This is a genomic window from Streptomyces sp. NBC_00454 (assembly GCF_041434015.1).
Taxonomy (GTDB): domain Bacteria; phylum Actinomycetota; class Actinomycetes; order Streptomycetales; family Streptomycetaceae; genus Streptomyces.
Window position 1 is genome coordinate 4,445,602 of sequence record NZ_CP107907.1, and the last position, 25,102, is coordinate 4,470,703.

Consider the following 25,102-nt stretch of genomic DNA (forward strand, 5'->3'; position numbering starts at 1 on the left):
CCGGAGGGGAAGCCGGTGCCCGTCATGCGCGGAAGGTCAAGGTGTGTCATGGCTGCTGGCGAGAGGCCTCTCAGTGAGGTTCAGTTCCTGACCGTGGCGGAGGTCGCCTCGGTGATGCGAGTGTCGAAGATGACCGTGTACCGCCTGGTGCACAACGGACATCTGCCCGCAATCCGGGTGGGCCGGTCCTTCCGGGTCCCGGAAAACGCGGTGCACGAGTACCTTCGCGAGTCCTTCGTGGGGGTGGAATCGGCCTGAGGGCAAGGGCCGGGAGCACCTGGCGACCCCTCCGAAGCACTCGGATTACAAGCTCAGAGCTCTGGCGGGTAGGCTAGGCCGACGTAGGTCGTGTGGGCCCAGACGCCCCGCACCGAGTGAGAGATGAGCGAGGGTAGTCGTGGGCTCTGTTATCAAGAAGCGGCGTAAGCGGATGGCTAAGAAGAAGCACCGCAAGCTGCTCAAGCGCACCCGCGTCCAGCGTCGTAACAAGAAGTAAACGGCAGCTGTACGTGTTCTCCGCAGCCCCTCCACCATCCTGGTGGAGGGGCTGCGGTGCAGCCGGGGGACTTCTTCGAGGGAGGCGCTGAGCTCGTGGGGAAGGTCGTGCTCGTTACCGGGGCTGCCCGGCAGCTGGGGGGCCGTTTCGTACGGCGGATCCAGCGGGACCCGGAGGTCGAGCGGGTGATCGCGGTCGACGCGGTGACGCCGCCGCACCGGCTGGGATCGGCCGAGTTCGTCCGTACGGACATCAGGCAGTCGGCGATCGCCCGCGTGCTCGCCGAGAACAACGTGGACACGGTGGTCCACCTGGCGGTCACCGGGGGCGCGGCGACGGGTGCCGGCTCGGGTTCGTACAGCACCGTCAAGGAAACCAACGTCATCGGGACGATGCAGCTCCTCGGGGCCTGCCAGAAGTCCCCGACGGTACGCCGCCTCGTGGTGAAGTCCAGTACCAGTGTGTACGGGGGCACCTCGAGGGATCCGGCCGTCTTCACCGAGACCACGCAGCCCAAATCGCTGCCCGCGGCCGGCTTCGCCAAGGACGCGGTGGAGGTCGAAGGGTACGTACGCGGCTTCGCGCGCAGGCGGCCCGACGTCGCCGTGTGCGTACTGCGGCTCGCGAACATCCTCGGCCCCTTCGCCGACTCGGCGCTCGCCGAATACTTCTCGATGCCCCTGATCCCGACCGTGCTGGGCTACGACCCGCGCCTGCAGTTCGTGCACGAGGACGATGTCCTGGACGTGCTGCGGCTGGCCGCGGGGGAGCCCGAACGGGGGACACTGAACAGCGGGACCTTCAACATCGCGGGTGACGGGGTGCTGCTGCTGTCCCAGTGCACCCGGCGGCTCGGGCGGCCGGCCCTGCCGCTGCCGCTGCCCGGGGTGACCTGGGTGGGCTCGGCGCTGCGGGCGGTCGGGGCGACGGACTTCTCGCCGGAACAGATAAGGCTCCTCACGCACGGGCGGGTCGTGGAGACCACCCAGATGCGCGAAGTCCTGGGATTCCGGCCGATGTACACGACCGCCGAGACCTTCGCGGACTTCACGCGGAGCCGGGGGAGCGGGCTGCTGCCGCCGGAGCGGGCCGGGCGGGCCGTGGACCGGGTGGCGGAGCTGCTGGGGGTAGACGCGGTAGACGCTGGTGATGTGACTGAGGGAGCGAAGCGATAGTGGCGGACGCCAAGGTCATTCCGTTCGACGAGGACCGGCCGCGGCGCCGGCCGCCGAGGCGGGTGCGGGTCGCGCCCGAGCCGCCGGGGACCGCGCCGGCGGTGGAGCCCGTGGTCGAGCCGGTGGTGGCGGCCGCGCCCGAGCCCTCGGGTCCGGCCGGTGCGGGCTGGGACCGGCGGATCGCCGGCGGGCTGGCGTTCCTGCGGCGCCGGATCACCGGGGAGTACGAGGTCGACGACTTCGGCTACGACAAGGAGCTGACGGACCAGGTCCTGATGTCCCTGATGCGGCCGCTGTTCGACAAGTACTTCCGGGTCGAGGTCAAGGGCATCGAGAACATCCCGAAGGAGGGCGGCGCGCTGATCGTGGCCAACCACTCCGGGACGCTGCCGCTGGACGGGCTGATGCTCCAGGTGGCCGTGCACGACCACCACCCGGCGGAGCGGCACCTGCGGCTGCTGGCTGCGGACCTGGTGTTCATGCTGCCCGGGGTGAACGAGCTCGCGCGCAAGGCCGGCCACACGCTGGCCTGCGCGGAGGACGCGCAGCGGCTGCTGGAGGCCGGGGAGCTGGTGGGCGTGATGCCCGAGGGCTTCAAGGGGATAGGGAAGCCGTTCGGCGAGCGGTACAAGCTCCAGCGGTTCGGGCGCGGCGGGTTCGTGTCGACCGCGCTGCGGGCGGGGACGCCGATCGTGCCCTGCTCCATCGTGGGGGCGGAGGAGATCTACCCGATGATCGGCAACGCGAAGACGCTGGCGCGGCTGCTGGGGATCCCGTACTTCCCGATCACTCCGACGTTCCCCTGGCTGGGGCCGCTCGGGGCGGTGCCGCTGCCGACGAAGTGGACGATCCAGTTCGGGGAGCCGATCGCCACCGCGGGGTACGCGGCTGAGGCGGCGGAGGATCCGATGCTGATGTTCAACCTGACCGACCAGGTGCGCGAACAGATCCAGCACACGCTGTACAAGCTGCTGGTGCAGCGACGGTCCGTCTTTTTCTGAGGCGCACAGTCTTCTGACGCGCCGTTGCCGGGGCTCCGCCCCGGACCCCGCGCCTCAAACGCCGGCGAGGCTGGAATTGCCTCGCCGGCGTTCTTGGTGCTGCTAGTCCGCGTCCTCCGCCTTGATGCCCAGGCCCGGGAGGAGGCCCGGGAGGAGCGGCGGGAGGGTGATGTCCGGATGCGGGAGGTCCGGGGTGCCGGGGGTGGACGGGGTCGGCTGGCCCGCGGGCGGGTTCAGCAGATTTCCCGTACCGCCCAGGAGGCCGCCGCCGGGGGGCGGGGTCTGGGCGGATCCGGTGGCCGCACCCGAGGACGGGGCGGGGGCTGCCGACGGGGCGCCCGGGGAGGGTGCCGTCTGCTGCTTGCCCGCCGGGGTGCTCGGCTTCGTGGAAGGGCCGGAGCCGCGGGTCTGCTCGGGAGGCTTGGGGAGCAGGCTCTGGAGCGGCGCCACGTCTTCGTCTATGGCCTGGAACACCGACTCCACTTCGCCGCCCACGTCCGTGAGCTGCATGGGGAGGTTGCCCCGGAGCTTGTCCCACGCGTCGCGGTGCGAGCGGGAGAACGAGGACAGCGTCTGGATCGGGCCGAGCGAGCCGTCCCGTTCGTACGCGGCCTGGAGCAGGCGGTGGCCTTCCGAGGCATCGTGCTTCATGCCCGCGAGCGCCCGGCGGATCTCGCCGAGGGACTCGTGGTCCAGCGGGCCCAGCCGGCCGCGCTCCATCAGCCTCCGGGCTTCCGACAGGCGGTTCGAGGCCTGGTCGAGATAGAGCTCGCCCCGGTCCGAATCGTCCGCGGCCATCCCGAGCCGGATGTCCTCCATGCCCCGCTTCACGGGGTACAGGTGATCACCCGGCAGGGCGTCCGTGCTCGCAGCGGCCACGCCGCTGAAGGCCCCCGCGGCCACACCTACGGTGAGGCCGCCCGCTGCGATGCCCTTGGACCAGCGGGAGCGGGGCCGCAATTTCCGGAGCGAGGTCGCCCGGTGGGCGCCGCGGCCGGTCCGCTGTTCGGGCACTTGAGGGTCCGAGGCGGCACTGCCCCCGGCCCTTTCCTCCATCACCATGGTCTCCATGGCTGCAATGAGCTGGGCTCGTTGCACCACTTTGACCTCGGGATCCAGCACCGGGCGCGGCATTCTTTCGCCGAGCACGCTCGCCAGGGCCAACAACCGGTCGTGGTCGGCAGGTTCGGCAGGTGCCTCGGACTGCTCGGCCGCCGGGTCCGGTTCCGAAAGGTCGGACGGGGTCCGATCCTCCAGGGCCTGGGCGAAGGCGTTCGCCCGCCGGTGCGGAGTCACGTTCGCGATCACTGGCGGCACCTCCTCTCGTCATGACGATCGACTCCCCAAGGTGTCCGGAAGGTTGCCTTCCTTGAGCACATCCACCCTTTCGAGTGAGCGGCTTCGGGCAGGGCTTGTCCACAGGGAGCCTGCATTCCCCACAACGAGCGGCGCGGCACTTGGGTTACGGACGAAGGATGATCGGACCACAGCGTCGTCGGTGTCATCAATGTCATCAGGGAGAGATACCGGGTGTGAGAGGAGAGGCGGCGTCAGCGGGCGTCGTCGGGGAGGAGGCGGGCCAGCGTGCGGACCGCCCGGTACTGGAGCGTCTTGATGGCGCCCTCGTTCTTCCCCATCACCCTGGCCGTCTCGGCGACCGAGAGGCCCTGCAGGAAGCGCAGGGTCACGCACTCCTGCTGCTGCGGATTGAGTTTCCGTACGGCTTCCAGCAGGGCCGCGTTGGAGAGGGACTCCAGGACGGAGTCCTCGGGGGACCTTTCCACCTCGTTGGCGTCGAGCATTTCGCCTGTGGTGACCTCCAGGCGGAAGCGGCTCGACTTGAAGTGGTCGGCGACCAGGTTGCGGGCGATCGTCACGAGCCAGGCGCCGAAGTCGCGGCCCTGCCAGGTGAAGGTGGAGATGCGGCGCAGCGCACGCAGGAAGGTCTCGCTGGTGAGATCCTCCGCGGTCGCCTTGCCGCCCACGCGGTAATAGATGTAGCGGTACACGGTGTCGCTGTACTGGTCGTACAGGCGGCCGAAGGCTTCGGCCTCGCCGGCCTGGGCGCGTTCGACCAGGTCCATCATGCGGGCCTGGTCGCTGTCCGCGGTGGGTCGGCGGGCGGCGGGGGCGGTGGTCCCGGCGGCTGAGCTGCCGGTGGCCGCGGCGCCGGTGCGACCACGTCTGCCCACCGTTGCTCCGCCGTCGGTCAGGGCATAGCAAGGACCGGCCGGGCCGAGTCCGGCGGGGACCGCGGCGGCGAAGGCGGGGACGGCGTACGCGGTGGGGACGAAGCCGCGCAGGTGGTCGATGACCGTTGCGCGCAGCGTAGCCAGGCCCGAGGCGTCAACCCCGACAGGTGGGTACACGGGACTCCCAGTGGCAGAGCTTCCATCACGTGCAGTGCGGGACCGTTCACCCGTCGTGGCGACAGATGGGCGGTGGCATGCGTTTGAGGAGAATAACGCTTCGTACAGGCAGCGCTACACCCAGTTGCTCAAATCACCGGTTCCGACACTTCTGTTGCGTGTCGAGGGCATATTCAGTAGCAGTTGGTGATCGTTTCTTGATCGGTTGGGTACGCGGAATGGCTGCTTCCGCGGGTGCTCACGACCGAGTCGGGCAGGGCGGAGTGGAGCGCAGGGGGCGCGGGTAGAGGTGAGCGAATGCCCCTGCCCCCGGGGCGGGCCGGGGGTGGCGGGCCGGGAGGCCGGGCGGGGGCCGGTCAGGGCCCCGCAGCGGCTACTTGCGGCGGCGGTGCAGGGCGATCGCGGCGGCCGCGCCGCCCGCGATCGCGCCGACTCCGGCGGCGGCCGGGACGCCGACCTTCACGGCCTTGCGACCGGTCCGATAGTCGCGCAGGCGCCAGTCGTGGGCGCGGGCATGCTTGCGCAGTTTTGTGTCGGGATTGATCGCGTAAGGATGTCCGACCAGCGACAGCATCGGAATGTCGTTGTGCGAATCGCTGTACGCGGCGCACCGATCGAGGTCCAGCCCCTCGGCCGCGGCCAGGGCCCGTACCGCCTCCGCCTTGGCGGGGCCGTGCAGCGGCTCGCCGACCAGCCGGCCGGTGTAGACCCCGTCCACGGACTCGGCGACGGTGCCCAGGGCCCCGGTCAGGCCGAGCCGGCGGGCGATGATCGTGGCGGTCTCCACGGGGGCGGCCGTCACCAGCCACACCTTCTGGCCGGCGTCGAGGTGGGCCTGGGCCAGGGCGCGGGTGCCCGGCCAGATCCGCGTCGCCATGTACTCGTCGTAGATCTCCTCGCCGATGGACATCAGCTCGGAGACCTTGTGGCCCTTGACGATGGACAGCGCGCTGTCGCGGGCGTCCTGCATGTGGTCGGGGTCCTCGACCCCGGCGAGCCGGAACCAGGCCTGCTGCCAGGCGAAGCGGGCGAGCTCGCGGCGGCGGAAGAACTCCCGCTTGTAGAGGCCGCGTCCGAAGTGGAAGATCGCGGCGCCCTGCATGACGGTGTTGTCGAGGTCGAAGAAGGCGGCGGCCAGGTCGTCCCCGGCGACGGGGAACTCGGGTTCGTCCTCGGGCTCGACGAGCTCGGGTGCGACGGCCTGCGGGTCCTCGGCTCCCCGGGCGTCCGGGCCCAGGGCGTCGAGATCGTCTTCGGCCAGCGCGGTCTTGCGGGCGGCCTCGGCCGAGGCCTCGCCTGCCAGCACGCTCCGCGCGGTGGCGGAGCGCCTACGGGGGGTGAGCCATCCCAGTGCGGCCATGACGCGAGCATAGCCACTGTGTTCGGGAGTTCCCGAACCGCTGCGAATCAGGGGCGTGAACTCTTCGTACCTCCCGGGTTTCCGGGCAGGACCGGCCGGTGCGCGGGCGCGGGAGAATGGGGACATGAGTCCTTTGCTGCGCCGTGCCGGAAAGAAGCGTCCCGAGGAGCGGGTGGTCACGCTCATCGGGAAGCCGGGGTGTCATCTCTGTGATGAGGCCCAGGAAGTGGTCGAGAAGGTGTGCGCCGAGACGGGGGCACAGTGGGAGAAGAAGGACATCTCGCAGGACGAGGAGCTCTACCGCCTGCATTGGGAACAGATTCCCGTGGTGCTGGTGGACGGCGAACAGCACACCTTCTGGCGGGTGAACCCTGACCGGCTCCGACGGGCATTGCAGGCTTGACCGCTCGGCCGGTTACGATCGTGGGCGATTTATAGGGTCTCGGGGGCGTTTCGGTGAGGAGTGTGTACGGTTTTGCCCCCTTTGGGATTTGAACGGGTTCGGCGTGTCGATGGTTCCCGCCCTGCGTGTCCGGGGCGCGTGACCCCGGTCACTTTGCTCGGACAAAGCGGACACAATCTTTGTGCACGCGTTCACAAAGACATAGCCTGCATTCGACGGGGTGGTCCTGGGACAAGTGGCCACCTGCAGCCCCGCTCATCCCGCAGGAGCATCGTGGCAACTGGCCGAACTCACCGACCGGCGACCCGCAGCCGAGGTATTCCCGAGGCCACTGTCGCCCGGCTTCCGCTGTACTTGCGCGCCCTCACGGCGCTCTCCGAGCGATCGGTACCCACGGTCTCCTCCGAGGAGCTCGCGGCGGCCGCCGGAGTCAACTCCGCGAAGCTCCGCAAGGACTTCTCCTACCTCGGTTCCTACGGGACCCGCGGGGTCGGCTACGACGTGGAGTACCTCGTCTACCAGATCTCCCGCGAGCTCGGACTGACCCAGGACTGGCCGGTCGTCATCGTCGGCATCGGTAACCTCGGCGCGGCCCTCGCCAACTACGGCGGCTTCGCCTCCCGCGGCTTCCGCGTCGCCGCGCTCATCGACGCCGATCCGGCCATGGCCGGCAAGCCCGTCGCCGGCATGCCCGTACAGCACACCGATGACCTCGAGAAGATCATCGAGGAGAACGGCGTCTCCATCGGGGTCATCGCGACCCCGGCCGGGGCGGCCCAGCAGGTCAGCGAGCGGCTCATCGCCGCGGGCGTCACCTCCATCCTGAACTTCGCGCCGACGGTGCTCTCCGTGCCGGACGGCGTCGACGTGCGCAAGGTCGACCTGTCGATCGAGCTGCAGATCCTGGCCTTCCACGAGCAGCGCAAAGCCGGCGAGGAAGCCGCCGCGGCCGCAGCCGCCGGCGGCCCCGCCGCGGTGAGCGGCGCCGGTACGGGCGCGGCCCCGGCCGCGGCCGTCGTGCCGCCCGCCGGGCGCGCGGCCGCCGTCGCGCGCAAGAACGGCCCGGAGGGCGACGTACCGGCGGTGATGCCGGCATGAGTCTGCTCGTCGTAGGGCTGAGCCATCGCAGCGCGCCCGTGAGCGTGCTGGAGCGGGCCTCGCTGTCCGCCGATGCCAAGATCAAGCTGCTGCACGACACGCTGGCCGCGGAGCCGGCGGCGGAGGCGGCGGTGCTCGCCACGTGCAACCGCATCGAGCTGTACGCGGACGTGGACAAGTTCCACGCGGGTGTTGCCGAGCTTTCCACCTTGCTGGCGCAGCACAGTGGCGTCGCGCTGGAGGAGCTCACTCCCTATCTCTACGTGCACTACGAGGACCGGGCCGTCCACCACCTGTTCTCGGTGGCGTGCGGGCTGGACTCGATGGTGGTCGGCGAGGGGCAGATCCTCGGGCAGATCAAGGACGCGCTGGCGCTGGGGCAGGAGCTCCACACCGCGGGGCGTCTGATCAACGACCTCTTCCAGCAGGCGCTGCGCGTCGGCAAGCGGGCGCACTCCGAGACCGGGATCGACCGGGCCGGGCAGTCGCTGGTGACCTTCGGGCTGGAACAGCTCGCGGTGCACGTGCCGGTGGGGGAGTGGGCCGTGGGGAAGCGGGCGCTCGTCATCGGTGCCGGGTCGATGTCCTCGCTGGCGGCGGCGACGCTCGCGCGGGTCGGCGTCGCCGAGATCGTCGTGGCGAACCGGACCGCCGAGCGGGCGGAGCGGCTGGCCGAGATTCTGGTTGCCTCGGGCACCGGGGTGGCGGCTTCGGCCGTGCCGATGTCTTTGGTCGCGGATGAGCTGACACGAGTCGATGTGGTCGTCTCGTGCACGGGCGCGACCGGGCTGGTGCTGACCGGGGACGACGTTGCCGCCGCCGTGGGGTCCGAACCTGCGGGGGCTGTCCCCTACCCGCCCTTCCACCGTTCGCCGGAGCTTCGCCCCGGACCCGATGCCGGTGCGGCGCCGTTGCCGGGGGCCAGCCCCCGGACCCCCGCGCATCAAACGCCGGCGGGGCTGGATTTGGCCGCGGGGCTGGATTTGGCCGCGGGGCTGGATTTGGCCGGGCAGGAGTCGCCCGCCGGGCTGGATTCCGCGCTCGTCGCGCGGCTTGCCGCCGCTTCCGCCGGTGGGCAGCGGATCGCCGATGCCGGGGCCGTGCGGAGCAAGGTGGCCGTCGAGGACCGTGACGGGTGTCCCGTCGGGCTCGACGCGCTCGCCGGTGACCCGGCGCGGACCGCCGACGGGCGGGCCGCGCTGACCGGGGTCGACGCCAGCTCGCTGGAACTCCACGGGACCTGGGCCGACCAGGGCGAGGCGGCCGCGCAGCGGCAGCCGCGCAAGGGGGCCCGTAGCCAGGTGGACGCGCAGCCCGTACGGCTCGCGCTCCTGGACCTCGCCATGCCGCGGGACATCGACGCCGCCGTGCACCGGATCCCGGGCGTGAGGCTGGTCGACATCGAGTCGCTGGCCGAGGCTTCCGCGGACGCGCCCATGGCGGCCGATGTCGATGCCGTGCGCGCGATAGTCGCCGAGGAAGTGGCCGCGTTCGGGGCCGCCCAGCGCGCCGCGCACATCACGCCCACCGTGGTCGCCCTGCGCGCCATGGCGGCCGAGGTCGTCGCCATGGAAGTGGCGCGGCTCGACGGGCGCGTGCCCGATCTCGACGAGCGGCAGCGGGCCGAGGTCACTCAGACCGTGCGGCGCGTAGTCGACAAGCTCCTCCACGCGCCGACCGTGCGCGTCAAGCAGCTCGCGAGCGAACCCGGCGGCGCCGGGTACGCCGAGGCGCTGCGCGAACTCTTCGATCTCGACCCGCAGACGGTGGCCTCCGTCAGCCGGGCCGACGAGGCTGACAAGAACCACGACTCAGGACGGGCATCATGAATCCACGTCTCGACCAGCCCCTGAGGCTCGGCACGCGGCGAAGCAAGCTGGCCATGTCCCAGTCCGGGCATGTCGCCGAGGCGGTACGGGCGATCACCGGCCGGCCCGTCGAGCTCGTGGAGATCACGACCTACGGCGACGTGTCCCGCGAGAGCCTCTCGCAGATCGGCGGCACCGGCGTCTTCGTCACCGCCCTGCGCGAGGCCCTCGTACGCGGTGAGGTCGACTTCGCCGTGCACTCGCTGAAGGACCTGCCCACCACGCAGCCCGCCGAGCTCGTCATCGCGGCCATGCCGCAGCGCGAGGACCCCCGGGACGCGCTCGTCGCCCGCGACGGCCTGACCTTCGAGCAGCTGCCCGACGGTGCGCGCATCGGGACCGGTTCGCCGCGGCGGCTGTCGCAGATCCACGCGTACGCCCGGAGCCTGGGGAAGGTCGTCGAGACCGTCCCGATCCGCGGCAACGTCGACACCCGGATCGGCTTCGTGCACAGCGGGGAGCTCGACGCCGTCGTGCTCGCCGCCGCCGGGCTCAACCGGATCGGTCGCGGAGACGAAGCCACCGACCTGCTGTCCGTCGACAACGTGCTGCCCGCACCCGGCCAGGGTGCCCTGGCCGTGGAGTGCCTCGCGTCCGACACGGACCTGATCGCCGCGCTCGGCGAGCTCGACGACCCGTACACGCGGGCCGCCGTGACTGCCGAACGTGCCCTGCTCGCCGCCCTGGAGGCCGGTTGCAGCGCCCCCGTGGGTGCGCTCGCCGACCTTTTGGCCGACGGGCAGACTGTCAATGAAATGCGCCTGCGTGGAGTCGTGGGAACCCTCGACGGTTCCACGCTGGTGCAGCTGTCCACCACCGGTCCCGTGCCCCAGTCGTATGACGAAGCCATGGCGCTCGGCCGCGAACTCGCGGACGAGATGCTGGCGAAGGGCGCGGCCGGTCTGATGGGGGAGCGGTCGCTTTGAACCCCACAAGCCCAACCACCTCCGCACGTGCGGCCGTCGCCGTCCACGGGCACGTCACCTTCCTCGGTGCCGGCCCGGGCGACCCGGGACTGCTGACGCTTCGCGCCGTGGAGGCCCTGGCGGCCGCGGACGTACTGATCGCCGAGCCCGAGGTGCTCGAGGTCGTACGTGCGCATGCGCGCGCGGGGGTGGACACGCCTCAGCTGACGGTTGCTGACGAGAAGTCAGCAGCCGCCGGAGTCCCGGTGATCCGAGACGCCGCCAATCTTGTCATGGAGGCCGCGCGCTCCGGCAGGCGGGTCGTCCGTGCCGTCACCGGTGACCCCGGGCTCGACGGGAACGCGGCCGACGAGATGCTCGTCTGCGCGACCGAGGGCATCCCCTTCGAGGTCGTCCCGGGTGTCGCGACCGCCGTCGGCGTGCCCGCGTACGCCGGGGTGCCGCTCAGCGGCAAGCAGGGCGCCGACGTCCGGTTCGTGGACGCCCGCAACGCCTCCGCGCGCTGCTGGAGCGAGGTGGGTGCCAGCGACGGCATCCTCGTCGTCTCCGCGACGCTGGAGACGGTGTCGGCGGCCGCCGCCGAGCTGGTGAGCGCCGGGCGCAAGCCCGACACCCCGCTCACCGTGACGGTGGCCGGCACGACCACCCGCCAGCGGACCTGGAGCGCCACCCTGGGGACCATCGCCCAGGTGTTCAAGCAGGGCAAGATCCTTCCCTCGCCGGAGGGTTCGCGGCCGGTCATAGCCGTGGTCGGGGAGCACTGCGCCGCCGCGCGGCGCGAGGACCTGTCCTGGTTCGAGTCGAAGCCGCTGTTCGGCTGGCGCGTGCTCGTACCGCGCACCAAGGAGCAGGCCGCCTCGCTCTCCGACCAGCTGCGTTCGTACGGCGCGGTGCCGCACGAGGTGCCGACCATCGCCGTGGAGCCGCCGCGCACCCCGCAGCAGATGGAGCGCGCGGTCAAGGGGCTCGTGACCGGCCGCTACGAGTGGATCGCCTTCACCTCCGTCAACGCGGTCAAGGCCGTACGGGAGAAGTTCGAGGAGTACGGGCTCGACGCCCGTGCCTTCGCGGGCATCAAGGTCGCCGCCGTGGGCGAGCAGACCGCCGCCGCGCTGGTGGAGTTCGGGGTCAAGCCCGACCTCGTACCCAGCGGGGAGCAGTCCGCCGCCGGTCTGCTGGAGGACTGGCCGCCGTACGACCCGGTCTTCGACCCGATCGACCGCGTCTTCCTGCCGCGCGCCGACATCGCCACCGAGACCCTGGTCGCCGGGCTGATCGAGCTCGGGTGGGAGGTCGACGACGTCACCGCCTACCGGACCGTGCGCGCCTCGCCGCCGCCGCAGGACACCCGCGAGGCGATCAAGGGCGGCGGCTTCGACGCCGTGCTCTTCACCTCGTCGAGCACCGTCCGCAACCTGGTGGGCATCGCCGGCAAGCCGCACAACGTCACCGTGATCGCGTGCATCGGCCCGGCCACCGCCAAGACGGCGGAGGAACACGGCCTGCGGGTCGACGTCCTGTCGCCGGAGCCGAGCGTGGGCAAGCTCGCCGAAGCCCTGGCCGCGTACGGGGCCGCGCGCCGCGAGGCGGCGAAGGAGGCCGGGGAGAACGTCTACCGGCCGAGCGAGCGGCGCCCGGGGGCGCGGCGTCGCCGTACGACCTGAGGCAGCCGGTTCCCTCACAGGGCCCGGGCGCGGTGCGCGCCCGGGCCCTGTGGCATGTTCGAAGCGGGCCGGGACGGGGGCGGGCGGGGCCGGGTCGGGGAGGGCCCTAGGCTTGTCCCGACTGCTGTCGAAGCTCGAAGAGGCGACCTGAAGATGAGCGCGTACGGATCCTTCCCCGGCTCGCGGCCCCGTCGGCTGCGCACCACCCCGGCGATGCGGCGGATGGTCGCGGAGACCAGGCTGCACCCCTCGGACCTGATCCTCCCGGCGTTCGTCCGGGAGGGCATCAGCGAGCCGCTGGCCATCTCGGCGATGCCGGGCGTGGTCCAGCACACCCGGGACACGCTGCGGAAGGCCGCCGTGGAGGCGGTCGAGGCGGGGGTCTCGGGGATCATGCTGTTCGGGGTCCCGGCGGACGAGAACAAGGACGCGCGGGGCACCGCGGGCACCGAGCCCGACGGGATCCTCCAGGTCGCGATCCGCGACGTGAAGGCGGAGGTCGGCGACGATCTCGTCATCATGTCCGACCTGTGCCTCGACGAGTACACGGACCATGGCCACTGCGGGGTCCTGGACGAGCACGGCCGCGTGGACAACGACGCGACGCTGGAGCGCTACGCGGAGATGGCGCAGGTCCAGGCCGACGCGGGCGTCCACGTGGTGGGCCCGAGCGGGATGATGGACGGCCAGGTCGGCGTGATCCGCGACGCGCTGGACGAGACCGGGCACGAGGACGTCTCGATCCTCGCCTACACGGCGAAGTACTCCTCCGCCTTCTACGGGCCCTTCCGCGAGGCCGTGGCCTCGTCCCTCCAGGGCGACCGCAAGAGCTACCAGCAGGACCCGGCGAACGCCCGCGAGTCGCTGCGCGAGCTCGCCCTCGACCTGGAGGAGGGCGCCGACATGGTGATGGTCAAGCCGGCAGGCCCCTACCTCGACATCCTCTACCGGGTCGCGCAGTCCGTGGACGTCCCGGTGGCCGCGTACCAGATCAGCGGCGAGTTCGCGATGATCGAGGCGGCGGCGGAGAAGGGCTGGATCGAGCGCGACCGCGCCATCCTGGAGACCCTCCTCGGCATCAAGCGCGCGGGCGCGGACACGATCCTGACCTACTGGGCCACGGAGGTCGCGGGCTGGCTGCGGTCCGAGCGGTAGGGCTGAGCGGGAGGTCTGCGCGGTAGGGCTGAGCCGGAGCGCGTTCCCGGCCGACTCGCATCGCCTCCTGCGCAGGTGCACCCTGGAGGCAGGGTGCACGGAACCCTGGAGGTGATGTGCCATGACCACGCTCGTCGGGTGGCATGTGGAGCTCGAATTCACCGAGGAGGGCCACCGAACCAGTGCGGCGGCCCTGGTCAGACTCGGGGACGGCTCCGAAGTACGGGCGCACGGCTACGCCATGCGTCACCCCTCCGACCCGGAGCAACTGCGGGTCGGGGAAGAGATCGCGGGCGCTCGCGCGCTGATGGACATCGCGTCCCAGATGCTGCAGAAGGCCCACACGGAGATCGACGCGGCTACGGGCCGGCACTCGTACCCGCTGCACTGACGCGTCGGGATCCGGGGCCGGTGCGCCGTGTCGGCGCACCGGGCCCGTCCGCGCGGTCCCGCGCAGTGCCGAGCCGTTCCGCGTCGCCTACCGCGTCCGCCGCTCGAAGAGGACGGCCGCCAGGGCCACGGACACCACGCCGATGGCCGCGCACCACGCCAGGGCCACCCAGGGGGCGTCGCCCGCCGGCTGGGCCAGGAGCAGGGCCCGGAGGGACTCGATCACCGGGGTCAGCGGCTGGTGGTCGGCGAAGCCGTGGAGCCAGCCGGGCATGGTGTCGATGGGGACGAACGCGCTGGACGGGTACGGCAGGAACATCATCAGGAAGGTGAAGCCGCCCGCCGCCTCCGGTGTCCTGGCGAGCAGCCCGAGCGTCGCGGCCAGCCAGGAGATCGCGGTGATGTACGCGACCAGGAGCGCGGCCGCGGCCAGGAAGCCGGACAGCGAGGCCCGGGGACGGAAGCCGATGGCGAGCGCGACGGCCAGGACCAGGCCGGTGGAGACGAGGTTGCGCAGGACCGAGGCCGCGACGTGCCCGGCCAGGATCGGGACGCCGCCGATGTCCAGGGATCGGAAGCGGTCGATCACGCCTTCCTTCATGTCGGTGGCGACGCTGACGGCGGTGCTCGCCGCGCCGAAGCCGGCGCAGAGCAGCATCGCTCCCGGGACCACGTAGGTCACGTAGGTCGTCCCGGTGTCGATGGCTCCGCCGAAGAAGTAGACGAAGATCAGCATCAGCATGACCGGCAGCATCAACGCCGTGATCAGGACGTCCGGTTGGCGGCTGCTGATGCGCAGGCTGCGCCCGGCGAGGGTGCGGGCCGCCACGAGGACGCCGGGGCGGACCGGGGGAGCGGCGGGGCGGGCCGCGACGGTCGTTGCGGCGGCGGCGGTGGGTGCGGAAGTGGTCACGGAGCGGCTCCCGTCAGGGTGAGGAACACGTCGTCGAGGGTGGCGCCGCGGACCGAGAAGCGGTCCACGGCCGTGTGGTCGGGGTCGAGTGCGTCGAGCAGGGACCGGACGTGGGCGGCGCTGCCGTCGGTGGGCAGGCTGAGGCCGAGCTCCTCCGGGGCGAGGGTGAGGTCCTCCGGGGCGGGGGCGCCTTCGCCCGCCGCGAGCCGGGCCGCTCGCGGGGCCAGTGCGTCGTAGGCGGCCCGGCTGGCGAGGGTCAGGTCGAGGCGGTGGCCCGCCACGCGGGATTTGAGTTCCGCCGGGGTGCCTTCGGCGGCGATCCGTCCGCCGGCCAGGACGGCCACCCGGTCGGCGAGCCGGTCGGCCTCCTCCAGGTACTGGGTGGTGAGCAGCACGCTGGTGCCGTCGGCGCGCAGTTCCCGTACGAGGTCCCACAGCTCCTGGCGGCTGCGCGGGTCGAGCCCGGCGGTCGGCTCGTCCAGGAAGATCACCTCGGGCCGGGCGACCAGGCTCGCGGCGAGGTCGAGGCGGCGGCGCATGCCGCCCGAGTAGCTCTTCGCCGTGCGTCCGGCGGCTTCGGCGAGTCCGAAGCGGGCGAGGAGTTCGTCGGCGCGGGACCGGGCGGCGCGGGCGGAGAGTCCGCAGAGCCGGCCGGTCGTGCGGAGCATCTCGGAGCCGGTCTGGAGGTCGTCGACGGCGGCGAACTGCCCGGTGAGGCTTATGCGTTGGCGGACGCGGGCGCGGTCGGCGGTGATGTCGTACCCCGCGACGAGGGCGGTGCCGGAGTCGGGGTCGGGTGCGGTGAGGGTGGCGAGGAGGCGGACCGTGGTGGTCTTGCCCGCGCCGTTGGGGCCGAGGAGGGCGAGGACGCTGCCGCGCGGGACGGCCAGATCGACGCCGTCGAGGACGCGGAGGTCGCCGTAGGACTTGGTCAGGGCGGTGGCGTGGATGCCGAGGTCGTTCGTGGCCATCGCGGACCACGCTCCCTTCTGTGTGATGCGTTCCGGCTTCTGTCTTCTGCGTATGTCGTACGCGCTTCTGTGTAAGTAATACACAGAACTAGGATGTGGGTCAACGACGAATGCGGGAGCGGGCGGCCATGGCGAAGGAGCCGGAGAGGGAACCGGTGGAAGGCACCGGGCTTCCGGCGAGCCTGGAAATGGCCTGGGGCCTGCGCGAACGCCCCGGCAAGGGGCCGCGCCCCACGCTGACGCTCGCCCGGATCGTGGAGGCGGCCGTGTCCCTCGCCGCCACCGAGGGGATGGACGCCGTCTCCATGGGCCGGGTCGCCAAGGAGCTCGGCGTCTCGACCATGTCCCTCTACCGGTACGTCACGGCGAAGGAAGAGCTCTACATCCTGATGTCGGACGCGGGCGTCGGCACCCCGCCACCGCTCCCCCCGGAGGCGGACGGCCGGAGCTGGCGGGAACTCCTGTCGGACTGGGCGTACGCGCAGCGGGCCGTCCTGATGGCCAACTCGTGGATCCTGCGCATCCCGATCACCGGGGCACCGGTGAGCCCGAATCAGCTCGCCTGGATGGACCGCGGACTGGCGGCCATGGCCGGCACCGGCCTGCGGGAATCCGAGAAGCTCTCGACGATCATCCTGATCGGCGGCCTCGTGCGGAACGAGGCGACCATGGCCGCGGACATGATGGAAGCCATCGTGAAGTCCGGCGTCTCACCGGACCAGGTCGTCGGCCAGTACGTACGCATGCTGCGGCTGCTCACCGGCCCGGACACCCATCCGGCGGTGACCCGGCTACTGGAATCCGACGCGTTCACCGGCTCCGACGAGCCGGACTTCCAGTTCCGCTTCGCGCTGGGCCGCCTGTTGGACGGCCTGGCGGAGCTGATCAGCGAGCGGTCCACTCCGTAAGGGCGGCCCAGGCGGCGGGGGTCAGGTCGAGTACGGGGCCGTCGGTGACCTTGGAGTCGCGGACGTGGACGGTCCCTGAGCAGGTGGCTACCTCTACGCAGGCATCCCCGTCGTCACCGCTGTAGCTGGACTTGAACCACTTCGGTGCGGTCGTGGCACTCATGTCTCTCCTAGCAGGCGGCTCAACAGGCCTCGCGTCTGCTCGGTGTTGAGGGCCTGAGTCCGCAGCATTGCATACCTGCGGGCGAGGATGCTGACCTCGTCCGCATTGGAGATCAACAGGCTGCCGCGCTGCATTTCGGAGTACGCGAAGTGCTGGTGGTCCGGCGTCTCCAGAAGGATGAACGGACCGTTGAGGCCTGGGTGGGTGGTCTGCCCAAAGGGCAGGATCTGCAGTGTGATGTTCGGTAGGTCCATACAGGTGCGCAGATGGTGCAGCTGCTCCAGATAGACCTCCTCCCCGCCGATGCGGGCCTGGAATGCGGCTTCCCAGAGGATGAAGCTGATGCTCGGTGGGGCCTTGCGGCGCAAGATGGCATGCCTGGCTACACGGCGGACGGTGAGAGCTTCGATCTCTTCCTCGGGGTGGGCCGGTACGCGGTTGCGGAACAGGGCCCTTGCGTAGCTTTCGGTCTGGAGTAGCCCCGGGATGCGGATGGACTCGTACCAGGAGAGCGCAACGGCTCTGTCTTCCAGATCCATGTACTCCTCCGCCCATGGAGGAGTCGTATCCACCAGCGGCATTTCGTGTGCAGCCACGGCCAGCAGCCCGGGCAGCCCCAGTACCTGGTCCATGAGCTCCGCGACATTCGGCATCAGCGCCCGCCGCCCCTGCTCGATCGACGCGATGGTCTCCGCGTCCAGATTGACCAGCTCTCCGAGCTGTTTCTGGGTCAGGTTCTTCGCGATGCGGGCCGCGGCCACCTGCTTGCCGACCATCTTCATGGTCGTCGCGTTCGGCCGGGTGCGCTTCCTCGGTGGCATGACGGTGAACTCCCCACCTGGGCCCGTGAACTACCCCTCGCCAACCCGTACTCATCACTGAGTACGGCTTGGCGCTCGGCCACACGTTAGTCACGTAACGCGACGATCGAGAGGTGAATCTGCATACTCGACCCGCCCTCGTGCGGGACCGGCTCTACCTGCGCTCACCCCGAACCGTCGCAGCTGCGCGCCACTTCACACGTGACACCTTGGACGTGTGGGGGAGGGCCGACCGGCAGCACGACGTGTTGCTCTGCGTGAGCGAACTGGCCACCAACGCGCTGCGCCACGGGGTCCCGCGGGGCCGGGGCTACCTGCTGCGGCTGCTCACCTTCGACGGCACGGTCCGGGTCGAGGTCCACGACAGCGGGCCCGGGCTCTCGCGGATGACGGAGCGGCCGCCGGGGCGGGGGCTGGCGATCGTGGACGGCCTCGCCGACGCCTGGGGCGTGCTGCCCCGGGCGCCGGGCAAGGTCGTGTGGTGCGAGTTCCGCTTCCGCTGACTAGGCCGTCGGCCGACGGCGCCGACCGGTCCCGGCGACCAGGGCCGCGCCCATGGCCAGGGCCACGCCGGCTCCGCCGAGGGCCCAGGTGGTGGCGGGGGAGCTACCGGTGGCAGCGAGCTCGCCGCCGGTCTGGGTGGTGGTGTCGCTGATCGGCTTGGCACCGCCGTTGGGGGCGGGCTGGTTGCCGGTGTTCCCCGTGGCCGCGTCGGCGGGGAGGATCTGGGTCAGATGGCCCGCCGAGGTGCTGCGGACGTACGAGTGTTCCTTCTGGTTGTACGGGCCCATGCCGATCGCCTGCAGCACGACGTCCCCGAGCGTGGCGGCGGTGGTGAAGCGCACCCGGAGCCTGATGTCGGAGACCTGCCCCGCGGTGATGCGGCCGTCGCTGATCCCGAAGGCGAGCAACGGGTACGGTGCTTCGCCGTCCTGTGTCTCGATCGGCTGCCAGCCGTTCTGGCCGTACATCTCGACCTGGATGTGCGAGGGCTTGAACGAAGCATTGTCGGGGCGGGCGACCAGGAGGCCGAGGTCGAACCCGTCCACTGCCGGCTTGCCGGAGTTGTCCAGGTGCAGGTTGAGGTTCTGCCAGTCGCCGCCCACCTTGAAGCCGTCCGTGGGCACCCCGTTCAGGGTGAGCGTCGGCCCCTCCTTGAATTGGAGCTTGGGATCGGCCTTCGCCCCGGCGATGCTGGTTTCGTACCAGGTGGTGCTGGCCCAGGCCCGCCCGCCGTCGGGCCGGATGCTCAGGGCGTCGGACGCCATTTGGAAGGCGACGACCGGTGCGTCCGCGGAGAAGCTGATGCGCACCTGGATGGTGTAACCCCCATCGCGCGGGACGGTCCTGGGCGCGCCGAGGGAGAAGTCGCTCATGCTGGAGGGCTCGTCGGCGTTGACCCACTCGGCCGACTTCCAGGAATTGTCCGGGGCGAGGTACTCGATCTTGAAGTGCCCGGCCTTCAGCTTGCCTCCGGCCCTGCCGACGCTGATGCGGGGGGTGAGGTTGGCGACCTCGATGTTGGCCGAGTTGTCGACGGTCACGGTCAGCGGGGTCCAGCCGCCGCCGGCCTTGAATCCGTCCTCCGGGATGCCCGCCACCGTGACGTCCGGGCCCATCAGCATCGAGTCCGGCGGGCTGTTCTGGGCCTTGGCGGCCGGGGCGACCTCGGCGGGCTTCCCCGCCGCCGGGGCCGGGGTGACCGGAGCGGGCGCCTGTGCGGCGGGCTGCTCGACGACCGGGACGACCGGGACGACGGGGACGGCCGGGGCGACCGGAGCCGTCTCCGGCGCCGGGTCGGCGACGGGTGCCGCGTCGTCCTTCGGGGCTGCGTCCGGCACGGTCACGGCCGGCTGGTCGTCGGCCATGGCCGGGGTGGCCGCGAGCAGAGTCGGGCCGACCATGGCCGCGGCGGCGACGAGGGTCATGCGCTTGAGCTTCATTTGTTTTCCCCCTACTGCTGGCTCCGGGCGGCGCTCGCGCCGGCCGGCCCCCCAGCACATTTCATTTTGAACATGCTCAGATTAGAGGGGCGGGTAGGGCTGGAGAGCCGTGAGAGGTCACGAAAGCCTTTCTTTCAGCCGACAGGCAGCCTGCTCCAGCTCCGATTTCGCCCCGAACGGGACGATCGCCCCCCGCCCCGGAACCCGGACCCCGCCCGTCAGGGCGATGCGGGTTCCGCCGCCCGGCTCCGGGGTCGCGGCCATGCCGATGATCAGGAAGCGGCTCTGGAGCCAGCACCAGCCCGGGCGCAGGACTCCGCGGAAGTGGGCGCGCGGGCCGTATTTGCTGCGGGCCAGGGCCTCCACGCGGTCGCCCGTCACGCGCAGCACGCGGACGCTGCGCATGTCCGGCTGGAAGCGGCCGAACTCGCCCTCCAGGTCGGACATCACCGCCCAGACGGTTTCGAAGGGGGCGGGGAGGAGCGTCTCCACGACCCTCGCGCCGGGGATCGCGGCGGCCATGATGCGCAGCCGGGCCACGGGGTCCACTGCGTACGTCATGAGAACCACGCCTTCCTGAAGCTCGTACGGGCCCGGTGCAGCCGGGACTTGGCGGTGCCCGGGGGGACGCCGAGCAGGGCGGCCGCGGACTCCTCGTCCAGGCCTTCGATGTCGCGCAGCACGAGGACGGCCCGGTGGGCGGGCGAGAGCCGGGCCAGGACGTCCTCGATGTCGGCGGCGAGCTGCGGGTCGCCGCGACCGGGTACGTCGGCCAGTTCGGCCGGGCGGTCGCGGCCCGCACGCCGGGCGGTGCGGACGGCTTCGCGGACCGCGATGGAGCGGACCCAGCCGTACAGGGTCTCCGGGTCCCGCAGGGAGCGGAGCGACCGGAAGACGGCGAGCAGGGCCTCCTGCGTGGCGTCCGGGCCGTCCGCGAGGGCGATCGGCGTGCAGATCCGGGCGATGTACGGGGTCAGGTGGTCGAGGAGGTCGTGCAGCGCCAGGGTGTTGCCGGCGCGGGCCGCCCGGGCGAGGGCGACTCCGCGGTCGCGGGCGGAGGGGGTGAGGGGGCCGCCACCGAGGGGAGGGACGTTCACCGGGCTCTCGCCAGACGGGCCGCCGCCCAGCCGAAGGCCAGGCAGGCGGGGGTGTAGAGCGCGAGGTTGAGGGCGGCGAAGGGACTGTCGGGCGGGGTGTCGAGGAGACCGGCGGTCCAGCCCAGGCCCGCGAGGCCCCGTACGGCCAGCCCCGTGGCGACGGCCGCCGTCACCAGGCGGGCGGGGCGGCCGCCGCGGCCGTGGGCGTGCGCGAGCACGGCGGCCGCGCCGGTCAGGGTGAGCGCGGCGAGCGGCAGCACCACGGGCGGGGCGAAGGACACCCCCTCCATGCCGAGTACGGCGAGGGAGAGCGCCCGCTCGTCGACGGCGGGCCAGGTCCGGCCCGTGGCCCAGTACAGGTGCGCGAGGCCGTCCACGGCGAGGAGGGCGGCCAGGGCGGTGCCCGAACGCCTGCGCCAGGGCGGTGAGGTGGAGGCCGCGACTGCGATGCCGGCTGCGGCCGCACCCCCGGCCCCGGCCCCCGCCGTCCGTGTCCCCGTACCCGCTGCCGTGTGTGTCATGAGCGCTCCCCCTCCGTGTGGCGTACCAACACCCCCAAGAGGAGGCGGGGAGGCGGAAGGTTCCCTGTGTGCCGTGTCACACCGCGGGCCGGTGGCCCTGGTCGATCATGGAGGGGCCCGGCGGGAGTCCGGCGGGCAGCACATCGACAACGGGGTGGGGAATTGAAGAGAAACGTACGGACGCTCGTGTCCGTCGTGGCGGCCGTCTCGGCCGTGGGGACCATGCTCGGCACCGCGCTGGTCGTCGCGCCCTCCGCACAGGCCGCCGCGCAGGCCGCGCCGAGCGTCGCCGTGGCCGCAGCCGCGGTCGCGCCTCCGGCAGCGAACGAGATACGGGTCGTGTCCTGGAACATCTGCGGGGAGGCCGGAGGCGTTCGCGGGCAGGCGGGCTACTGCCCGTACCGCGACCAGCCGGCGGCCAAGATGGACGAGGTCAAGAAGGCCGTGGACGAGCGGCGCGCCAACGTGGTGATGCTGCAAGAGGTCTGCGGCGGCGCCCCCGGCAGCCACATGGCGCTGCTCCAGGAGCGGCTCGGCAGCGAATGGTCGATCCGGCACGCCGTCGGCGCGCGCCCCGACGGCCGGACCGACTGCCGGGCCGGACTGACCGGCGAACTCGGCGTCCTGCTGGCCGTCAAGGGCACCGTCAGCGACTCCTGGTCCGCGAACACGCTGCCCGCGGACCCCGGCAACCCCGCCGACAAGCAGACCCTGGCGGCGCTGTGCGTGGCGGTGGAGGGCTGGAGCACCACCCCCTGCACCACACACATCATCCCCGGCGACGGGAGCCGCGCGGCGGCGCAGGTCAAGAACGTCAAGGCGTTCCTCGACGCGCACGCCCCCGGCGGGGTCGTCCTGGGCGGCGACTTCAACCGCAACGCCCTCGCGGCCGAGCTGGCGCCGCTGACGGACTCCTACGACCGCTGCATCGACGCGAACACGTACCACGGCTGGAACACGGACACGAAGCAGCACACCTGGCACAAGCTCGACCACCTCTTCACCACCAGGGCGGCCGGCGCGAGCCGCTTCGCCTCCTGCGCCGTCGACACGGCGCGCATGGACACCACGGAGAACGAGCCCACCAGCGGGGCCCCGAACGGCTTCTCCGACCACGCCCCCGTCACCGCGGTGCTGCGCGGCGCCCCGGCGGCCGGTGACATGAACGCTGACGGCAGGTCCGACCTGGTCGCCATCGACGACGCGGGCAAGCTGCGCCTCTACGGCGGCTACGGGAACGGCTCCGTCAGCGGCAGCCCGGCCGTCATCGGCAGCGGCGGCTGGACCGGCGCCTCGATCTCCCACCGCGGGGACTGGACCGGCAACGGGGCCGAGGACATCGTGGCCCGCGTCGGCACCGAACTGCGCGTCTACCCGAACCGCGGCGACGGCACCCTGGCCTCCCCGGTCCGGATCGGCACCGGCTTCCCCGCCGACTCCAAGGTGGTCAGTGTCGGCGACGCCACCGGCGACGGCTACCCGGACGTGGTCGCCACCATCGGGGACACCCTGTGGCTGTACGCGGGCAACCCGGCAGCCAAGCCCTCCGTGAAGGCCGGAGTGCAGATCGGCCTGCGGGGCTGGGCCCCGATGAGCCTGAGCGCGGCGGGCGACGCCGACCACGACGGGCGCGTCGACCTGTTCGCGCGCGACGCGAACGACCAGCAGCTGTGGCTCTACCGAGGCCAGGGCGACGGCACCTTCGGCGCCCGCACCGAGTACGGGCACGGCTACGGGACCGGCAGCCGCCCGCTGATCGCGGGCGCGGCGGACGCGGACGGCAACGGGGTCGCGGACCTGTGGGCGACCACGGACGAGGGCACCGGCACGCTGATGTTCTACGCCGGCGAGACCAACGGCGCGGGCGACCCGGTGGACGGGACCCGCACCACGGTCGGGCTGAGCGGCTGGAACACGATCCGCGCGATCAGCTAGCGGACCGGACACGGCGAAGGGGCCGTGGGGAGCGCGCTCAGCGTGCTCCCCACGGCCCCTTCCGTGTGCGTCAGAGCTTCTCGGGGGTCCGGATGCCCAGCAGGGACATGCCCTTGCTCAGGGTGCGGGCGGTCAGCTCGCACAGGAACAGACGGTTCTCGCCGACGACGAGCTCGGGCTCGGGCTTCACGACCGGGCACTGCTCGTAGAACGTCGCGAACAGCGAGGACAGCTGGTAGAGGTACGCGGCCACCTTGTGCGGGGCGTGGTCCGCGGCCGCCTCGGCGATGAGCTCGCCGAACTGGTCCAGGTGCAGGCCCAGCGCGCGCTCGGCCGGGGCCAGCTCCAGCTCCGGGTGCGCGACCGGCTTGCGGTCGCCCGCCTCGCCCGCCTTGCGCAGGATGGACTTGATACGGGCGTACGCGTACTGGAGGTACACGGACGTGTCACCCGTCAGCGAGACCATCTGGTCCAGGTCGAACTTGTAGTCCCGCGCGGCCGAGGTCGACAGGTCCGCGTACTTCACCGCGCCGATGCCCACGTACTGGCCGTTCTCGACGATCTCCGCCTCGGACAGGCCGATCTTCTCCGCCTTCTCGCGGACCACGGCGGTCGCCCGCTCCACCGCCTCGTCCAGCAGGTCCACCAGCCGCACCGTCTCGCCCTCACGGGTCTTGAACGGCTTGCCGTCCTTGCCCAGCACGGTGCCGAAGGCCAGCTGCACGGCCTTGACCTCGTCGTTCAGCCAGCCCGCCCGGCGCGCCGTCTCGAAGACCATCTTGAAGTGCAGGGACTGCCGCGCGTCGACCACGTAGATCAGCTCGGTCGCGCCCAGGTTGCCCACCCGGTCGCGGATCGCGGAGAGGTCGGTGGCGGCGTAGCCGAAGCCGCCGTCGGACTTCTGGACGATCAGCGGGGTCGGGTTGCCGTCCTGGCCCTTGACGTCGTCGAAGAACACACAGAGCGCGCCGTTGGAGCGGACGGCGACGCCCGACTCCTCCAGCAGCTTGCAGGTCTCGACGAGCATGTCGTTGTAGCCGGACTCGCCGACCACGTCGGGGTCCTGGATGTCCATGTCCAGCTTGTTGAAGACGGAGTAGAAGTAGATCTTCGACTCGTCCACGAACCGCTGCCAGAGGGCAAGGGTCTCCGGCTCGCCGGCCTGGAGGTCCACCACCCGGGCGCGGGCACGGGTCTTGAACTCCTCGTCGGAGTCGAAGAGGCCGCGCGAAGCCTTGTACAGCCGGTTGAGGTTGGACATGGCCTCCTCGCCGGAGACCTCCTCGGCGGAACCGTGATCCAGCTCGTGCGGGTGCTCCAGCAGGTACTGGATGAGCATGCCGAACTGGGTGCCCCAGTCGCCGATGTGGTGGCGACGGACCACCTTCTCGCCCGTGAACTCCAGGATCTCCACCATCGCGGCGCCGATCACGGCGGAACGCAGGTGGCCGACGTGCATCTCCTTGGCCACGTTCGGCTGCGCGTAGTCGATCACCGTCGTACCGGGGTTCGCGGCCAGCGGCACGCCGAGGCGGTCGTCGGCGGCACGCGCGGCCAGGGTCTCGACGATCGCCCGGTCGGTGACGGTGATGTTCAGGAAGCCGGGCCCGGAGACCTCGATCTCCCGGATCAGGTCACCGGCCGGGATGGACTCGACCACGGTCGTCGCCAGCTCGCGCGGGTTGGCCTTCGCCTTCTTCGCGAGCGCCAGGATGCCGTTGGCCTGGAAGTCGGCCCGGTCGCTTCGTCGCAGCAGGGGGTCGCTGGCACCGGCGTCCGGCAGGGCGGAGGCGAGTGCGTCGGCGACGCGCTGGTTGACGGAAGAAGCGAGGGAAGGGACCGAGGCCATGAGCTGCCGTTCCTGTGAGGGTTCGTGCCGGGTACTTGCCGGGCCGGGGCCTGGTACGGGCCCGGTTCGGCAAGTC

Annotated in this window: 26 protein-coding genes; 14 read left to right on the plus strand and 12 right to left on the minus strand. The window is 71.5% G+C overall.

The features are described 5' to 3' along the window. Positions 1-48 precede the first annotated feature (48 nt). The 4 genes from OHU74_RS20625 to OHU74_RS20640 all read left to right on the plus strand — a co-directional run bounded on the left by OHU74_RS20625 (position 49) and on the right by OHU74_RS20640 (position 2,672). The gene (locus OHU74_RS20625; RefSeq protein WP_162688852.1) at positions 49-258 is read left to right on the plus strand and encodes a helix-turn-helix domain-containing protein; all 210 of its coding nucleotides are present in this window, start codon (positions 49-51) and stop codon (positions 256-258) included. 139 nt (positions 259-397) lie between these two features. Next, positions 398-496, plus strand: coding sequence for a 30S ribosomal protein bS22 (locus OHU74_RS20630; RefSeq protein WP_003948845.1), 99 nt, complete (start codon positions 398-400; stop codon positions 494-496). Between the two features lie 95 nt (positions 497-591). Further along, on the plus strand, positions 592-1,671 hold the full coding sequence (locus OHU74_RS20635) for an NAD-dependent epimerase/dehydratase family protein (RefSeq protein WP_371617280.1): 1,080 nt from the start codon (positions 592-594) through the stop codon (positions 1,669-1,671). Beyond that, positions 1,671-2,672, plus strand: a complete 1,002-nt coding sequence (locus tag OHU74_RS20640; protein ID WP_371617281.1) for a lysophospholipid acyltransferase family protein — start codon at positions 1,671-1,673, stop codon at positions 2,670-2,672. The genes OHU74_RS20635 and OHU74_RS20640 overlap by 1 nt, the downstream gene beginning before the upstream one ends. Positions 2,673-2,774: 102 nt before the next feature. Here OHU74_RS20640 and OHU74_RS20645 read toward each other — a convergent pair whose 3' ends face one another. The 3 genes from OHU74_RS20645 to OHU74_RS20655 all read right to left on the minus strand — a co-directional run bounded on the left by OHU74_RS20645 (position 2,775) and on the right by OHU74_RS20655 (position 6,401). Next, positions 2,775-3,980, minus strand: a complete 1,206-nt coding sequence (locus OHU74_RS20645; protein ID WP_371617282.1) for a DUF5667 domain-containing protein — start codon at positions 3,978-3,980, stop codon at positions 2,775-2,777. Positions 3,981-4,222: 242 nt separating this feature from the next. Continuing rightward, a complete protein-coding gene (locus tag OHU74_RS20650) occupies positions 4,223-5,041 on the minus strand; it encodes an ECF subfamily RNA polymerase sigma factor, BldN family (protein ID WP_371617283.1) in 819 nt (272 codons plus the stop codon). Between the two features lie 373 nt (positions 5,042-5,414). Then, complete coding sequence (locus tag OHU74_RS20655; protein ID WP_371617284.1) at positions 5,415-6,401, minus strand: HAD family hydrolase; 987 nt, start codon at positions 6,399-6,401, stop codon at positions 5,415-5,417. A 124-nt stretch (positions 6,402-6,525) separates the two neighbouring features. Between OHU74_RS20655 and OHU74_RS20660 the strand changes: the two genes are divergently transcribed. The 7 genes from OHU74_RS20660 (at position 6,526) to OHU74_RS20690 (ending at position 13,906) form a co-directional block, all read left to right on the plus strand. Beyond that, positions 6,526-6,804: a glutaredoxin family protein gene (locus tag OHU74_RS20660; RefSeq protein ID WP_330297916.1), complete on the plus strand. Its 279-nt coding sequence runs from the start codon at positions 6,526-6,528 to the stop codon at positions 6,802-6,804. A 273-nt stretch (positions 6,805-7,077) separates the two neighbouring features. Then, entirely contained in the window at positions 7,078-7,902 is an 825-nt protein-coding gene (locus OHU74_RS20665) for a redox-sensing transcriptional repressor Rex (RefSeq protein ID WP_371617285.1), read from the plus strand. Further along, complete coding sequence (locus OHU74_RS20670; protein ID WP_371617286.1) at positions 7,899-9,731, plus strand: glutamyl-tRNA reductase; 1,833 nt, start codon at positions 7,899-7,901, stop codon at positions 9,729-9,731. Before OHU74_RS20665 ends, OHU74_RS20670 begins: the two co-directional genes overlap by 4 nt. Next, complete coding sequence (gene hemC, locus OHU74_RS20675) at positions 9,728-10,696, plus strand: hydroxymethylbilane synthase (RefSeq protein ID WP_371617287.1); 969 nt, start codon at positions 9,728-9,730, stop codon at positions 10,694-10,696. The genes OHU74_RS20670 and hemC overlap by 4 nt, the downstream gene beginning before the upstream one ends. Next, a complete protein-coding gene (locus OHU74_RS20680; protein WP_330297920.1) occupies positions 10,693-12,360 on the plus strand; it encodes a bifunctional uroporphyrinogen-III C-methyltransferase/uroporphyrinogen-III synthase in 1,668 nt (555 codons plus the stop codon). Before hemC ends, OHU74_RS20680 begins: the two co-directional genes overlap by 4 nt. A gap of 153 nt (positions 12,361-12,513) precedes the next feature. Beyond that, on the plus strand, positions 12,514-13,515 hold the full coding sequence (hemB, locus tag OHU74_RS20685) for a porphobilinogen synthase (protein WP_330297922.1): 1,002 nt from the start codon (positions 12,514-12,516) through the stop codon (positions 13,513-13,515). Between the two features lie 121 nt (positions 13,516-13,636). Further along, on the plus strand, positions 13,637-13,906 hold the full coding sequence (locus tag OHU74_RS20690; protein WP_330297923.1) for a DUF1876 domain-containing protein: 270 nt from the start codon (positions 13,637-13,639) through the stop codon (positions 13,904-13,906). An 87-nt stretch (positions 13,907-13,993) separates the two neighbouring features. Here OHU74_RS20690 and OHU74_RS20695 read toward each other — a convergent pair whose 3' ends face one another. Together OHU74_RS20695 and OHU74_RS20700 are read right to left on the minus strand one after the other, a co-directional pair. Continuing rightward, a complete protein-coding gene (locus OHU74_RS20695; protein ID WP_371619747.1) occupies positions 13,994-14,734 on the minus strand; it encodes an ABC transporter permease in 741 nt (246 codons plus the stop codon). Between the two features lie 80 nt (positions 14,735-14,814). After that, entirely contained in the window at positions 14,815-15,789 is a 975-nt protein-coding gene (locus OHU74_RS20700) for an ABC transporter ATP-binding protein (protein ID WP_371617288.1), read from the minus strand. 128 nt (positions 15,790-15,917) lie between these two features. Here OHU74_RS20700 and OHU74_RS20705 point away from each other — a divergent pair, with 128 nt between their 5' ends. Further along, a complete protein-coding gene (locus OHU74_RS20705) occupies positions 15,918-16,697 on the plus strand; it encodes a TetR/AcrR family transcriptional regulator (protein WP_371617289.1) in 780 nt (259 codons plus the stop codon). On the opposite strand, the gene OHU74_RS20710 is transcribed toward OHU74_RS20705, so the two are convergent. Next, positions 16,675-16,860, minus strand: coding sequence for a DUF397 domain-containing protein (locus tag OHU74_RS20710; RefSeq protein ID WP_371617290.1), 186 nt, complete (start codon positions 16,858-16,860; stop codon positions 16,675-16,677). The two genes, OHU74_RS20705 and OHU74_RS20710, sit on opposite strands and share 23 nt — an antisense overlap. After that, entirely contained in the window at positions 16,857-17,642 is a 786-nt protein-coding gene (locus OHU74_RS20715) for a Scr1 family TA system antitoxin-like transcriptional regulator (RefSeq protein ID WP_371617291.1), read from the minus strand. Before OHU74_RS20715 ends, OHU74_RS20710 begins: the two co-directional genes overlap by 4 nt. Positions 17,643-17,794: 152 nt before the next feature. Between OHU74_RS20715 and OHU74_RS20720 the strand changes: the two genes are divergently transcribed. Next, positions 17,795-18,184 (plus strand): ATP-binding protein, encoded by a 390-nt coding sequence (locus OHU74_RS20720; RefSeq protein ID WP_371617292.1) that lies wholly within the window; start codon positions 17,795-17,797, stop codon positions 18,182-18,184. Here the strand turns inward: OHU74_RS20720 and OHU74_RS20725 are convergent, their stop codons facing one another. The 4 genes from OHU74_RS20725 to OHU74_RS20740 all read right to left on the minus strand — a co-directional run bounded on the left by OHU74_RS20725 (position 18,185) and on the right by OHU74_RS20740 (position 21,242). Further along, positions 18,185-19,624 (minus strand): hypothetical protein, encoded by a 1,440-nt coding sequence (locus tag OHU74_RS20725; protein ID WP_371617293.1) that lies wholly within the window; start codon positions 19,622-19,624, stop codon positions 18,185-18,187. 117 nt (positions 19,625-19,741) lie between these two features. Beyond that, positions 19,742-20,185, minus strand: a complete 444-nt coding sequence (locus OHU74_RS20730; protein WP_371617294.1) for an SRPBCC family protein — start codon at positions 20,183-20,185, stop codon at positions 19,742-19,744. Continuing rightward, on the minus strand, positions 20,182-20,721 hold the full coding sequence (locus OHU74_RS20735; RefSeq protein WP_371617295.1) for an RNA polymerase sigma factor: 540 nt from the start codon (positions 20,719-20,721) through the stop codon (positions 20,182-20,184). The genes OHU74_RS20730 and OHU74_RS20735 overlap by 4 nt, the downstream gene beginning before the upstream one ends. Continuing rightward, positions 20,718-21,242: a DUF3995 domain-containing protein gene (locus OHU74_RS20740; RefSeq protein ID WP_371617296.1), complete on the minus strand. Its 525-nt coding sequence runs from the start codon at positions 21,240-21,242 to the stop codon at positions 20,718-20,720. The genes OHU74_RS20735 and OHU74_RS20740 overlap by 4 nt, the downstream gene beginning before the upstream one ends. A 162-nt stretch (positions 21,243-21,404) precedes the next feature. Between OHU74_RS20740 and OHU74_RS20745 the strand changes: the two genes are divergently transcribed. After that, positions 21,405-23,177 carry an FG-GAP-like repeat-containing protein gene (locus OHU74_RS20745; RefSeq protein WP_371617297.1) on the plus strand — a complete coding sequence of 591 codons (1,773 nt, stop codon included), beginning with the start codon at positions 21,405-21,407 and terminating at the stop codon, positions 23,175-23,177. Positions 23,178-23,247: 70 nt separating this feature from the next. Here the strand turns inward: OHU74_RS20745 and argS are convergent, their stop codons facing one another. Continuing rightward, positions 23,248-25,026: an arginine--tRNA ligase gene (argS, locus tag OHU74_RS20750; RefSeq protein ID WP_371617298.1), complete on the minus strand. Its 1,779-nt coding sequence runs from the start codon at positions 25,024-25,026 to the stop codon at positions 23,248-23,250. Positions 25,027-25,102 lie beyond the last annotated feature (76 nt).